We start from the raw sequence: 12,913 nt of genomic DNA on the forward strand, positions 1-12,913 counted from the left end.
CTGAACGGTGAGGCATATGAACAACATCAAGAACCTGCCGCTGGTCAATGACGCCAGCCGCCGGAACTTCCTGAAGCTCGGCGGGGCCATGGGCCTTGCTGCAGCCTTCGCCAGCTCCCTGTCCGCCTGTGGGGGACCCGCGGCCACCACCACCGGCGCAGCTGAGAACACCTCCCCCATCAACAAGGACCTCACTATTGAGGCCGGCATCTCCTACGCCCTCTCCACAGGTTTCGACCCCATCTCCTCCTCCGGCGCCACCCCCATGGCCGCTAACCTGCACATCTTCGAGGGCCTGATCGAGCTGCATCCGGCAACCCGCGAGCCCTACAACGCCCTGGCCGCTGCCGACCCCAAGATGGTCAATGACACCACTTACCAGGTGGCCATTAGGGACGGAGCGACGTTCCATGACGGGAGCCCGGTGACCGCTGACGATGTGGTGTTTTCGTTCACCCGCGTCATGGACCCCGCAAATAAGTCCCTGTTCTCGCAGTTCATCCCGTTCATCAAGGAAGTCAAGGCGCTCGATGCCAAGACGGTGGAGTTCATCCTCAAGTACGCCTTCCCCGGCTTCGGACCGCGCATCTCCGTAGTAAAGGTAGTACCGAAGGCCCTCACCAACTTCCCGGTGGGCTCAGACCAGCTGAAGTCCTTCGATGCCAAGCCTGTTGGAACCGGCCCCTACAAACTGATCTCGGCCGTCAAGGACGACAAGATCATCTTCGAGGCCAACCAGGCCTACAACGGACCCATGCCGGCACTGGCCAAAGGCATGACCTGGCTCCTTCTATCGGACGCCGCCGCCCGGGTCACCGCCATGCAGTCCGGCCGCGTCCAGGCCATCGAAGACGTCCCCTACCTGGACATGCAGGGGCTTAAGTCCGCTGCCACCGTTGAATCCGTGCAGTCCTTCGGCTTGCTGTTCCTGATGTTCAACTGCAACGCCGCCCCCTTCAACAACAAGCTGGTCCGCCAGGCCCTGCACTACGGCCTGGACAAGGACTCCATTATCAAGAAGGCCCTGTTCGGCAACGCCAAGCCAGCCAGTTCGTACTTCCAGGAAGGCCACCCGGACTACGTCAAGGCCAAGAACGTCTACACCTACGATCCCAACAAGGCAGCCGACCTCCTCAAGCAGGCCGGCGTGACCAGCCTCGAGTTTGAACTCCTCACCACGGACACCGCCTGGGTCAAGGACGTGGCACCCCTGATGCTCGAGTCCTGGAACAAGATCCCCGGCGTCAAGGTGACCCTGAAGAACCTGCAGTCCGGCGCCTTGTACACGGACCGCGTGGGTAAGGGTGACTACACGGTTGTTGCCGCTCCGGGCGATCCTTCCGTCTTCGGCAATGACGCTGACCTGCTGCTGAGCTGGTTCTACGCCGGTGACACCTGGATGAAGAACCGTGCCTTTTGGGGCGACACCCCGGAACGGGCACAGCTGGTGGACTTGATGGCCAAGGCGGGCCAGGCCACAAGGGAAGAGGCCAAGAAGCTCACGGGCGAGATCGTGGATCTCGTCTCCGAGGAAGTCCCCCTCTACCCGTTGTTCCACCGCCAGCTTCCCAGCGCCTGGGATGCCAAGAAGCTCAGCGGCTTCAAGCCCCTTCCCACCACCGGAGTGTCCTTCGTTGGTGTGGGCCGTACCGCTTAGCCACACCAACCGGAGACTACATTGACCACGATTTTGCGCCTCCTGGGCCGGAGGCTGGCAGCCCTGCCACTGATGGTCCTGGGCATTACCTTGCTCGTGTTCCTCGTGCTGCAGGCCGCCCCCGGAGACCAGGCGAGCAGCGCCCTGGGCGAAGGGGCAAGCGAGGAAGCCAAAGAGCAGTACCGCCAGGCCAACGGCCTGAACGATCCCCTGCTGCTGCAGTACTTCCGCTTCCTCGGCAAGCTCCTCCAGTTCGACTTGGGGGTTACTACTCCCCCGGCCAAGTCCGTGGCAAGCATGATCGGCTCAGCGTTCCCCCTGACGCTGCAGCTGACGTTCCTGGGCGTCATCATCGCCGTCGTGGTCTCCTTGGTCTTCGGCATCATCGGCGCACTGTACCGGGACAAGTGGCAGGACCAGCTGGTGCGGGTTTTCTCCATCGCCGCAGTGGCGACGCCGTCATTCTGGCTAGGCATCCTGCTGATCCAATGGTTCGCACTGGGCCCGGCACCGATGTTCCCGTCCGGCGGCATCGCCACCCCCGAGTCCGGCTTTGGCGGCTGGCTCAACTCCATGGCCCTGCCCGCACTGGCACTCGGCATCCCGGTCTCGGCTTCCCTCATCAGGGTGGTGCGCACCTCCATGGTCGAGGAGCTGGACCGGGACTACGTGCGGACAGCCATCGGCAACGGTGTCCCCTACCGTGAAGTGGTCTCCAAGAACGTGCTCCGCAACGCGCTGGTTACCCCGGTAACCGTCCTTGGACTGCGGATCGGCTACCTGCTGGGCGGCGCCGTCGTGATTGAAATGATCTTCGCGCTGCCCGGCATGGGCCAACTGATCCTCAACGGCATCACCAACCTGGACGTGAACTTGGTGCAGGGCGTGGTGCTGACCATCTCCGTCACCTTCGTCCTGGTGAACATCGCCGTGGACCTTCTCTACCTGCTCATCAACCCCCGAATCAGGACCGTGTGACCATGCGCAGCAAACTCGCTGAACGTCTGAGCGCCCCCGGACTCCGCTTCAAGGCCCTGCCCTGGGGCTCCCGGCTGGCCCTCGCCTTCCTGGCGTTGATCGCCTTCGCCGCCGTGTTCGCCCCGACGCTGGCGCCGCACGACCCTCTGGAAACCTTCATGCCGGCCACCCCGCCCGGCGCCGAGCACTTCTTCGGCACCGACCGCCTTGGCCGGGACATCTTCTCCCGTCTCCTGTACGGATCGCAGTCCTCCCTGATGATCGGCCTCGGCGCCGTCGGACTGGCCGTCCTGGCGGGCGCCCTCCTAGGCTCGCTGGCGGCAACGTCCAGCAAGCCCGTGAACGAGCTCATCATGCGGATCATGGACATCCTGATGGCCTTCCCCGGCATCGCCCTGGCAGCGGTGCTGCTTGCCGCCTTCGGCAACTCGGTGCCCACCATCATCGTCGCGATCGCAATCATCTACACCCCGCAGCTGGCCCGGGTGGTCCGGGCCAACGTGCTGGCGCAGTACGGCGAGGACTACGTCCGTGCCGAACGCGTCATCGGCGCCGGCCGCTTCTACATCCTGGCCAAGCACATCGTGCGCAACACCGCCGCCCCCGTCCTGGTGTTCGCCACCGTGATGGTGGCGGACGCAATCATCCTTGAGGCTTCGCTCTCCTTCCTCGGCGCCGGCGTCCAGGACCCCGCGCCGTCCTGGGGCAATGTGATCTCCTACGGCCGCAACCTCGTTTTGTCCGGCGGCTGGTGGGCCACCACCTTCGCCGGCCTCACCATCCTCCTCACCGTCCTGGCGCTGAACATCCTCGCTGAGGGACTCACCGACGCCATGGTCAACCCCCGGCTGCGCCGCGCACCGGCAGTGAAGGACGACGACGGTGCTGCCGCCTCCGTAGCCGGCGCCGCTGTCACCGGCTCCGCGGTGGACACGGAAGTGGCCACCTCGGTTGCCCAGCCGTCGGTCGTAGAACAGCACGAGCTCGACGGCGTCCTGCCAGCCTCCGGAACAACCCCCACCGAAAGCCGGCAGGACACTTCAGCCCTGCTCACCGATGTTCAGACCGCAGCCAATCCGCATGCCCTGCTGGACCGCGAGCTGGAACTGCTCGCCGCCGTCGAAGCCCAGCGCACTGACCGGCTCCCGCAGGTGCCCGCGGGTGCCCGGACGGTGCTGGAAGTGAAGAACCTGTCCATCCGCTTCCCCGGCCGCTTCGGCGAGACGGCCATCGTGGACAACGTCTCATTCACGGTCCGCGAAGGCGAGACCATGGGCCTGGTGGGCGAATCCGGCTGCGGCAAGTCCATCACTTCACTCGCCATCATGGGCCTGCTGCCCAAGACGGCACGGATCACCGGCTCCATCCGGTTCGACAGCAAGGAGCTCCTTGACCCGAACACCAGCCACAGCAACATCAAGGCCTACCAGGGCCTTCGCGGTGAGCAGATTGCCATGGTCTACCAGGACGCCCTCAGTTCGCTGAACCCGTCCATGAAGATCAAGGACCAGATGCTCCAGCTGACCCGCCGCGGCGGCCGCAAAACGCCGGGAGAGCTGCTGGAAATGGTGAAGCTGGACCCGGTCCGGACCCTGGCCAGCTACCCGCACGAACTTTCCGGCGGCCAGCGCCAGCGCGTCCTGATCGCCATGGCACTGTCCCGTTCGCCCAAGATCGTGGTGGCGGACGAGCCCACCACAGCCCTGGACGTCACCGTGCAGAAACAGGTGGTGGACCTGCTCAACGAACTGCGCGAGGAGCTGGGTTTCGCCATGGTGTTCGTCAGCCACGACCTCGCCCTGGTGGCATCACTGGCCCACCGGATCACGGTGATGTACGCCGGCCAAGTGGTGGAATCGGCCCAGGCTTCCGAACTGCTGCAGAACCCGAAGCACGAATACACCAGGGGCCTGCTGGGCGCCGTGCTGTCCATCGAAGCGGACGCAACACGGCTGCACCAGATCCCGGGGACCGTGCCGTCACCGCAGGATTTTGCCCCCGGTGACCGCTTCGCGCCCCGGTCCCTCCGCGCTGACGCCGACCCCAACCAGCGACTGGTCCTCACCGCCGTGGGCGGCGGCGCGGACCACTACTGGGCCAGCCACCTTGAGGAGGACGCCAAGTGAGCGTATCCACCGGCAAGCCGGTCATTGAACTCAAGAACGTGAAAGTCCACCACCGGGCCAGGACCGGCGGCCTCTTCCGGCCGAACATCGTCAAGGCCGTCAACGGCGTGGACTTCACCATCAGCCGCGGCGAAACCGTGGGCATCGTGGGCGAATCCGGCTGCGGCAAATCCACCCTCGCCTCCGTGCTGGTCGGCCTGCAGACCCCAACCTCCGGCCAGGTGCTCTTCCACGGCAAACCCGCCATCAAGCGGAACGCAACCATGCGCAAGGAATTCGGCCGGGCCGTCTCCGTGGTGTTCCAGGACCCCGCCACCGCCCTGAACCCGCGCATGACCATCCAGGACATCCTCACCGACCCGCTGCAGATACACGGTATCGGCAACGCCACCACCAGGGCCGCCAAGGTCAAGGAACTCCTTGCGCTGGTTGGCCTGCCGGCCTCCGCAACCGAAGTGACGCCGTCGCAGGTTTCCGGCGGCCAGCGCCAGCGCGTGGCCATCGCCAGGGCCCTGGCACTCGACCCGGACATCATCGTTGCGGACGAACCCACCTCCGCCCTGGACGTTTCCGTCCGCGCACAGGTCCTGAACCTGCTTTCGGACCTGAAGACCCAGCTGAACCTCGGCATGGTGTTCATCTCCCATGACATCCAGACCGTCCGCTATGTCTCCGACCGCATCTGCGTCATGTACTTCGGCGAAATCGTGGAGGAAGGACCGGCTGCCCAGGTGTTCGACAACCCCCGGAACGACTACACCCGCAAACTCCTCGGCGCCGCTCCAAGCTTGCTTCACACCTGATTTTTCCACCCACCTTTCAACCTTCACATTGGAGTTTTCCGTGTCTTCCCAGTTCTCGGGCGTCATCCCGCCCGTTGTCACACCCCGCCACGCAGACGGCAGCATTGACACTGCCTCGCTGCGGAACCTGACCAAGCACCTGCTCGACGGCGGTGTGTCCGGTCTTTTCGTCCTGGGTTCCTCCGGCGAAGTGCCGTACATGACCGATGCCGAACGTGCCCAGGTGGTCAGCACCATCGCTGACGCCAACGCAGGGGCAGTGCCTTTGATCGTTGGCGCCAACGAGCAGACCACCAACCGCGTCATCAACGAGGCAAGGAAGGTCATCGACCAGGGCGCAGACGCCATCGTGGTGACCTCCATGTACTACGCGATCGGCAACACAGCGGAAACCGAGACCCACTTCCGCAACATCCACGCAGCGGTTGATGTGCCGGTCTTCGCCTACGATGTTCCCGTCCGCACCCACTACAAGCTCCCCACCGACCTGCTGGTCCGCCTGGGCCGCGATGGCGTGATTGCCGGTGTCAAGGACTCCTCCGGCGACGACGTCTCCTTCCGCCAGCTGTTGCTCGCCGCCAAGGACATCGAGGACTTCGATATCTTCACCGGCCACGAAGTGGTGGTGGACGGCGCGCTGCTCGGCGGCGCGCAGGGCGTGGTCCCGGGGCTGGGCAACGTGGACCCGCGCGGCTACCGCAACCTGGTGGATGCTGCCGCCGCCGGTGACTGGGCGAAGGCCGCCGCCGAGCAAGACCGCCTGGCCGACCTCTTCGAGATCGTCTACACCCCCAACGGACGGGTTTCCGGGGGGGCGGCCGGGTTGGGTGCGTTCAAGACCGCGCTGCAAATCATGGGCATCATCGAATCCAACACCATGAGTCTCCCCATGCCGGCGCTGAACGAGGAGGAAACGACCGCCATCAAGGTCATCCTCGAACGCAATGGGCTGGTCTAGGCCCGCGTGTATGCCGTTGGTGTTGATCTCGGCGGAACCAAGACGGCTGCCGGGGTTGTTTCCGCGGACGGTCAGGTGCTCTTCTCGGAGACCATCCCCACGCTGAACCGCGACGGCGGCGAGGCCATCCTCGATGCCACGGCCGCACTGGTCTCTTCCCTTATGTCCCGGGCACATGCAGAGGGCCTGGACCTTGCCGGGGTAGGCGTCGGCTCAGCCGGGGTCATCGATGCCGCCCGCGGCGTGGTGGTTTCCGCAACTGATGCCATCCGCGGCTGGGCCGGCACTGCACTCACTGCAGGCTTGGCCGCGCGGCTGGACCTTCCGCCGTCGTCCGTCCGGGCGGTCAACGATGTCCATGCCCATTCGCTCGGCGAGGCATGGATCGGAGCCGCAGAGGCGAGCTCAAGCTCGCTGTTGGTGGCGTTCGGAACCGGCGTTGGGGGCAGTTTCGTGGTAAACGGCAGACCCGTACTGGGACACCGCCATGCCGGTGGGCACGTTGGGCATTTCGCCTCCCCGTACGCCTACGACGGCGGCACACCCCTCCCTTGTGTCTGCGGCCGCTCCGGGCACGTGGAGGCCGTCGCGTCCGGTCCTGCCATCCTGGAGTCCTACGTCCGCCGGACCGGACAGTCTTCCGTGCCTGACACCCGGGCTGTCTTTGCTTTGGCCGAAGCCGGCGATGCCACCGCCGCCGAAGCCGTACGTATTGCCGCTGCCGCTGCCGGTCAGGCTGTCGGGGGCCTCGCCAACATCCTGGACCCCGAGGTGGTGCTGGTGTCCGGCGGGCTGGCCGACGCCGGGGACCGCTGGTGGAGGCCCATGGAGGCAGCACTGCGCGCCGAACTCCTTCCGGCCCTGGACGGTCTTCCGGTTCGGCCCGCTGCCTTGGGCAATGCCGCCGCCATTACCGGCGCCGCCCGGTTCGCCTTTGAATCCGCCGTTCACGAATCCGCCCAAACGTCCCAAAGGATTTGGCCATGCTCCTGACCTCCGAAGCCCTCGAATCCCTTCGGGGCCGGCTCATCGTGTCCTGCCAGGCGTACCCGGGCGAGCCGATGCGCGATCCCCGCACCACTGCCCAGGTCGCGGCATCCGCGGTCCTCGGGGGCGCCGTGGCCGTCCGGGTCCAGGGTCTGGCGGACATCCAGCACACGCGTTCCGCGGTGGAGGTCCCGGTCATCGGCCTGTGGAAAGACGGACACGAGGGCGTCTTCATCACTCCCACCCTCCGGCACGCACTGGCTGTAGCCAATGCCGGCGCGCACATCGTGGCAATCGACGGGACCCGGCGGGCCCGCCCTGATGGGCTCACCCTCGCCGAGACCGTAAAGGGAATCCACGCTAATGCCCACGCACTGGTCATGGCTGACTGCGGCTCACTTGAAGACGCCGCTGCCGCAGCCGCAGCCGGCGCAGACCTGATCGGAACCACGTTGGCCGGCTACACCGGCGAACGGCCCAAGACCCATGGCCCGGACCTGGAACTTCTCGAGCAGATAGCCGCAGCAGGCTTCGGTGTTCCGCTCATCGCCGAAGGACGGCTGCGCACCCCTGCCCAAGCCCGCCAGGCACTGGACGCCGGCGCCTATGCAGTAGTGGTGGGAACGGCCATCACCCACCCCGCCACCATCACCGGCTGGTTCACGGACGCCCTAAAGTGATGACCCAGGCACAGTCCCCATACCTGCTTTCCGGCACCATAATCAGCGACGGGCTCGTTCTTGAGGATGGGGTGGTCGCCGTTTCCGGGGAACGCATCACCTACGCCGGGCCGCGAACCGGCTTCGATCCCGACACGCTTTCGAAGTTGGAGGAGGTGCTGCTGCCGCCCGGCAGCATGCTCCTTCCCGGCATGGTCGATCTGCACTGCCACGGCGCGGCAGGAGGTGACTTCCCCGGCGGCGATCCGGCATTGGCCCGTTCTGCTGTGGACTTCCTGCACGCAAGCGGCACCACCACCCTTCTGGCCAGTCTGGTCACAGGGTCACGCGAGGACCTGCTTGGGGCCGCGGCAGCCCTACGAGTCCTCGCAGATGAGGGACTCATCGCAGGCATCCATGCCGAGGGCCCCTTCCTGTCCCACGCCCGCTGCGGCGCCCAAGACCCGAGGTTCCTCCTCGAACCGGACCTCCCGCTGCTCCGTGACCTTACCGCCAGGTCCGGGGGCCACCTGAGGACCATGACCTACGCACCCGAACTTCCAGGCGCCCAAGCCCTGGTGCAAACAATGGCGGAACTCGGCGTCACCCCATCCCTTGGCCACACCGACGCGAGTGCCCAAATAACAGCGGAGTCACTGTCACAAGCAGCCGACCTGCTCGGCTCATCCCCGCGTGGAGCCGGCGCCCGGCCCACCGTCACCCACTTGTTCAATGGGATGCCGCCGCTGCACCACCGCCAGCCCGGGCCCGTTGCCGCGTGTCTGCGCCTGGCAGCAGCGGGCACGGTGGCGGTGGAACTGGTGGCCGATGGCGTACATCTGGACCCGGAAACCGTCCGGATGGTCTTCGCATCGGTGGGCAGCGCGAACATCCTTCTGGTGACCGATTCGATGGCTGCCACCGGCCTGCCCGATGGCGACTACGACCTCGGGCCCGCGCAGGTCGTCGTCACCAGTGGTGAGGCCCGGCTTCGCAGTAACGGTTCACTCGCTGGCGGTACAGCTACGCTGCTTGACGTTGTACGGAGGACGATTACGTCCGGTGCGGACCCCGCGGCGGCCGTGCTGTCGGCCACGGCTGTCCCCGCCATGATCCTTGGCCTCAACGACGACGTCGGAAGCCTCCGTTCCGGGCTGCAGGCCGACATCGTCGTCGTGGACCATGACTTCCGCCCCATCAAAGTGTTCCGCCGTGGCCGTCCGCTTTCGCGGACAGTCCTCGGCATGGCTGACGATCTGTCATTTCGCCATTAAGAGCGAGACCCCCTGCAGCTTGCTGCTGGGGGTCTTTCCTCTTAGTCAGGCGCTGGGAGTGGCGACCTGCAGGGTCACCTGCCTAAACGCATCCAAGTGAGTTGCTGCAGCTTGGTCCGCCACCACGGTCACGTGCGGGTGCAGCTGCAGCACGGACCCGGGGCACTCGGGCGAAACCGGACCAGACAGCGCCGCGGCCAGAACCTCGGCCTTGTCGGCCCCACGGACCACCATCAACAGCTGCCGGGCTTCCAGGATCGTTCCCAGCCCTTGGGTGATGCACCTGGTCGGGACGTCATCAAGGGAACGAAAGTAACGAGCGTTGGCCTGCCGGGTTCGGTCCGCCAGGACCTCCACCCGCGTTCGCGAATCCAGCTCCGAGCCCGGCTCATTGAACGCGATGTGGCCGTTATGACCTATCCCCAGCAGCTGCACGTCAATGCCCCCCGCCTCCCGGATCGCTGAATCGTAATTGACTGCCGCCTCATGCGGATCGCCGGCACCGCCATCAGGGACGGCAACACGTGCCGGGTCCAAGCCCAGGCGTTCGGTCACTTCACGCCGGACTACTTCCGCGTAGCTTTGCGGATGCCCCGCCGGGAGGCCGACGTATTCATCCAAGGCGAACGTCCGTAGCTGTGACATGTCCAGGTCATGGGCGGCCAACGCCTCATAGACCGGAATAGGTGAGCTGCCGGTTGCGACACCCAGGATTGCATTCGGTTTGCTGCGCACGACGGCAGCGAGGATACCGGCGGCAACGACTCCTGTCGCGGGGGCATCAGGAACGACATAAATTTCCATTGCAAAAGGGCGCTCTCTACTAAGGTGGCGGCATCGGGCCGTTCTGCGGCAGATGCTGGAAACGAAAAAGGCGCGGAACAATCAACACGCCGATTCGGGACGGCAGGGCGTTTTTCTTCCACCCCGGTGCCGTGAGGCTAGGAGGACGCGACTTCTTTGAGCTTCCGGCGGATCCCGTCGAAGTGGCGCTGGAGGCGTTCCGAAGCCAAAGCCTTATCCCTTTTGGCGACGGCGTCGTAAATGTCCCAATGAATCTGAACTTGTTCCTTAAGGTTGACCGGGCCTGAACCCAGCGCCTCATGGATTTGGCGGTACACCTGCCAAAACACGTCCATCAGGTTGATCAGCAGGTCGTTGTTCAGGGGTGCGTAAAGACGGCGGTGAAACTCCGCATCATGCTGGGCAAGGGGTTCACTCTGCCCCGCCGCGGCCTCCATTGCTTCCATGGTGGCGCGAAGATCAGCAAGGTGTTCGTCCGTCAGAAGATCAATGGCCGATCCGATCAGGCCCGATTCCAGGGCCTGACGCACATCAATCAGCTCCCGCGCCTCCTCGCCCTTATGGCGGAGTGAGAGGCGGCCGCGGAATGTCAGTCCCGACACCAAGGCGCTGAAGTTATTCGGCGCAACAAACATGCCGAAACCATGACGGATCTCAATGACGCCCAAGGCCTGCAGGACCTTTAATGACTCGCGGACCGTATTTCGGCCTACACCCAGTTCAGCGGACAGCTCGCTCTCGGTCGGAAGCGCATCGCCAACGTCAAGGCCCCTCTCCAGGATCAGATCCATGATCCTTGTCTGCAAAGCCTGGGAGCGGATCTGCGCGCTGAACCTTGCAGACGATACCGAGGCGGGTGTTGCTGTCACGTCATCTCCTTCGGTCACACTCCGGCGGCGACCATTCGTTTACACTGATGATACAGGAGATGGGACGTCCTCTGTCCTATTTCTAGTGAATCATTTCCAGATCCTACAATCCGCCGCTTCCAGAGGTGGAGAGACAAGCCCAGATAGTGGAGATCCCGTATGCCGACCGCCGATATACCGCTTGAGCAATTGCGCAGTTATAAGTCAGCAGCAACTGAGCCGGAGGACTTCGACCGGTTCTGGAAGGACACCCTCGCTGAGGCCAGGACACTCCCACTGGCACCGCTCGTAACACCCGTTGATAATCTGCTGCCAGTCATCGACAGCTACAACGTTTCCTTCTCGGGTTATGGAGGGGCACGGATCAATGGTTGGTTGCACCTGCCAGCTCGCCGGGCGCGTGACCGGCAGCTGCCCGCAGTGGTCCAGTACATCGGATACTCCGGTGGCAGAGGCCTGGTGCAACAGGACACAAAGTGGGCGCAGGCAGGATATGCGCACTTCATCATGGACACACGTGGCCAGGGCTACGGCGGGATCACCGGCGACACCCCGGACCCCCACCCCTCGGCCGGAGGAGTTGCCTACCCCGGCCTCATGACGCGGGGGCTCGGCTCAAAGGAGGACTACTACTACCGCAGGCTGTATGTGGATGCGTTCCGGGCGATAGAGACAGTTCAAAACCTCCCGGAGGTGGATCCAAGCAACATCATCCTGACAGGGATAAGCCAAGGCGGCGGGCTCGCCCTCGCGGCCGCCGGGCTTGCAGCCGGCAGGCTCGATGGGATTCGGGCGGTGCTCGCAGATGTGCCCTTCCTCCAAGACTTCCCCCGCGCGATCAACCTCGCACAACGGGGTCCCTACCCGGAAATCACCGCCTTCCTGGCCCGCCACCGCGACCGCCACGAACAAACGTTCGCGGTCCTCAACTACTTCGACGGAGTCCACCTCGCCAGCAGGGCTATCGCACCCGCCTTGTACTCGGTAGCCCTGCTTGACGATGTCTGCCCGCCATCGACAGTCTTCGCCTCGTACAACAGCTACGGAGCCAGAAGCGTCTCGAAGTTAGAAAAAGGGTCAGCCAAATCCATTGACGTTTATCCCTTTAGCAACCATGAGGGTGGTCAAGAGCACCACTGGGTCCGTCAGCTTCGATACCTGAACGAAACGCTCAAGGGCAGCCGGTGATGCTCAGTCAGTGGCCGGCGTCAGCCCCCTCGATGGCGTTCCGGCAGGCCCATGGGGATCCACCCGGAACACGCGGAGCTGCAATGCCAGGGTTGAGTAGTAACCCACCAAAGTCACCAGTTCGAAGACCGTGCGCTGGCCGAGGACATCCTGCGCCTCGCTCCAAGCCCAATCACCGAGGTCTCCGTCGAGCAGCGCCAGGACCGTCCGGCCGACCAGGGACTCAACGCCCTCGAAAGAGGTCACATCTTCCCGCCGTATGGCTTCCAACTCATCCCGGGTGAACCCGAGGGCCCGCGCTATGGCCTCATGCGACTCCCGCTCGAAGGTTGAGTGATGGCGGGCCGCGACGAGGAGAATGGCGAGTTCACGCGCCCGCCCGGTCAATTTGGTTTCGTAGCGCAGCGCGGAACCAAGCCCTTGGAGCGCCATCCCGACCGACGGCGACAACAGGAAGTCGCCGAACGGCCCGTTGAGACGGCCTTGCTGATCCGTCAGGGCAAAGTGCTGCGGGCCTTGGGCCCGGGCGCCTTGCGTGATAGCTTCGTACAGTTTCTTCTGGTCCGGCTCCATCTGATCCGGCCGCGGGCTGTCCGTGCGCCGCAGCATG

General features: G+C 64.7%; 12 protein-coding genes. 9 read left to right on the plus strand and 3 right to left on the minus strand.

The features are described 5' to 3' along the window. Positions 1–16 precede the first annotated feature (16 nt). The 8 genes from K4G53_RS10930 to K4G53_RS10965 are packed head-to-tail and all read left to right on the plus strand — an operon-like array spanning position 17 to position 9,442. Positions 17–1,657 carry an ABC transporter substrate-binding protein gene (locus tag K4G53_RS10930; RefSeq protein ID WP_221385736.1) on the plus strand — a complete coding sequence of 547 codons (1,641 nt, stop codon included), beginning with the start codon at positions 17–19 and terminating at the stop codon, positions 1,655–1,657. 21 nt (positions 1,658–1,678) lie between these two features. Continuing rightward, the gene (locus tag K4G53_RS10935; RefSeq protein WP_221385737.1) at positions 1,679–2,635 is read left to right on the plus strand and encodes an ABC transporter permease; all 957 of its coding nucleotides are present in this window, start codon (positions 1,679–1,681) and stop codon (positions 2,633–2,635) included. A 2-nt stretch (positions 2,636–2,637) separates the two neighbouring features. Continuing rightward, the gene (locus K4G53_RS10940) at positions 2,638–4,761 is read left to right on the plus strand and encodes a dipeptide/oligopeptide/nickel ABC transporter permease/ATP-binding protein (protein WP_221385738.1); all 2,124 of its coding nucleotides are present in this window, start codon (positions 2,638–2,640) and stop codon (positions 4,759–4,761) included. Beyond that, positions 4,758–5,564 carry an ATP-binding cassette domain-containing protein gene (locus K4G53_RS10945; protein ID WP_221385739.1) on the plus strand — a complete coding sequence of 269 codons (807 nt, stop codon included), beginning with the start codon at positions 4,758–4,760 and terminating at the stop codon, positions 5,562–5,564. The genes K4G53_RS10940 and K4G53_RS10945 overlap by 4 nt, the downstream gene beginning before the upstream one ends. A 40-nt stretch (positions 5,565–5,604) precedes the next feature. Beyond that, positions 5,605–6,522 (plus strand): dihydrodipicolinate synthase family protein, encoded by a 918-nt coding sequence (locus K4G53_RS10950; RefSeq protein WP_221385740.1) that lies wholly within the window; start codon positions 5,605–5,607, stop codon positions 6,520–6,522. Between the two features lie 6 nt (positions 6,523–6,528). After that, positions 6,529–7,515 carry an ROK family protein gene (locus tag K4G53_RS10955; protein WP_221385741.1) on the plus strand — a complete coding sequence of 329 codons (987 nt, stop codon included), beginning with the start codon at positions 6,529–6,531 and terminating at the stop codon, positions 7,513–7,515. Beyond that, on the plus strand, positions 7,506–8,189 hold the full coding sequence (locus K4G53_RS10960) for an N-acetylmannosamine-6-phosphate 2-epimerase (protein WP_221385742.1): 684 nt from the start codon (positions 7,506–7,508) through the stop codon (positions 8,187–8,189). The genes K4G53_RS10955 and K4G53_RS10960 overlap by 10 nt, the downstream gene beginning before the upstream one ends. Next, positions 8,189–9,442 carry an N-acetylglucosamine-6-phosphate deacetylase gene (locus K4G53_RS10965; RefSeq protein ID WP_221385743.1) on the plus strand — a complete coding sequence of 418 codons (1,254 nt, stop codon included), beginning with the start codon at positions 8,189–8,191 and terminating at the stop codon, positions 9,440–9,442. Before K4G53_RS10960 ends, K4G53_RS10965 begins: the two co-directional genes overlap by 1 nt. Positions 9,443–9,487: 45 nt before the next feature. On the opposite strand, the gene K4G53_RS10970 is transcribed toward K4G53_RS10965, so the two are convergent. Both K4G53_RS10970 and K4G53_RS10975 read right to left on the minus strand, forming a co-directional pair. Beyond that, the gene (locus tag K4G53_RS10970) at positions 9,488–10,246 is read right to left on the minus strand and encodes a glucosamine-6-phosphate deaminase (RefSeq protein ID WP_221385744.1); all 759 of its coding nucleotides are present in this window, start codon (positions 10,244–10,246) and stop codon (positions 9,488–9,490) included. Between the two features lie 137 nt (positions 10,247–10,383). Continuing rightward, positions 10,384–11,115, minus strand: coding sequence for a FadR/GntR family transcriptional regulator (locus tag K4G53_RS10975; protein ID WP_221385745.1), 732 nt, complete (start codon positions 11,113–11,115; stop codon positions 10,384–10,386). A gap of 159 nt (positions 11,116–11,274) precedes the next feature. On the opposite strand from K4G53_RS10975, the gene K4G53_RS10980 reads away from it, so the two are divergent. Beyond that, positions 11,275–12,303, plus strand: coding sequence for an acetylxylan esterase (locus K4G53_RS10980; protein WP_221385746.1), 1,029 nt, complete (start codon positions 11,275–11,277; stop codon positions 12,301–12,303). A 3-nt stretch (positions 12,304–12,306) separates the two neighbouring features. Here K4G53_RS10980 and K4G53_RS10985 read toward each other — a convergent pair whose 3' ends face one another. After that, positions 12,307–12,912: a carboxymuconolactone decarboxylase family protein gene (locus tag K4G53_RS10985; RefSeq protein WP_221385747.1), complete on the minus strand. Its 606-nt coding sequence runs from the start codon at positions 12,910–12,912 to the stop codon at positions 12,307–12,309. Position 12,913: the final 1 nt, after the last annotated feature.

Source organism: Arthrobacter sp. MAHUQ-56 (assembly GCF_019710585.1).
In the GTDB taxonomy this organism is placed as follows: Bacteria; Actinomycetota; Actinomycetes; order Actinomycetales; family Micrococcaceae; genus Arthrobacter.

Excerpts from the sequence above, each read along its gene's own strand:
- K4G53_RS10970 (WP_221385744.1), bottom strand. The coding sequence starts at position 10,246 with ATGGAAATTTATGTCGTTCCTGATGCCCCCGCGACAGGAGTCGTTGCC.
- K4G53_RS10985 (WP_221385747.1), bottom strand. The coding sequence starts at position 12,912 with ATGCTGCGGCGCACGGACAGCCCGCGGCCGGATCAGATGGAGCCGGAC.
- K4G53_RS10960 (WP_221385742.1), top strand. The coding sequence starts at position 7,506 with ATGCTCCTGACCTCCGAAGCCCTCGAATCCCTTCGGGGCCGGCTCATC.
- K4G53_RS10965 (WP_221385743.1), top strand. The coding sequence starts at position 8,189 with ATGACCCAGGCACAGTCCCCATACCTGCTTTCCGGCACCATAATCAGC.
- K4G53_RS10980 (WP_221385746.1), top strand. The coding sequence starts at position 11,275 with ATGCCGACCGCCGATATACCGCTTGAGCAATTGCGCAGTTATAAGTCA.
- K4G53_RS10930 (WP_221385736.1), top strand. The coding sequence starts at position 17 with ATGAACAACATCAAGAACCTGCCGCTGGTCAATGACGCCAGCCGCCGG.
- K4G53_RS10940 (WP_221385738.1), top strand. The coding sequence starts at position 2,638 with ATGCGCAGCAAACTCGCTGAACGTCTGAGCGCCCCCGGACTCCGCTTC.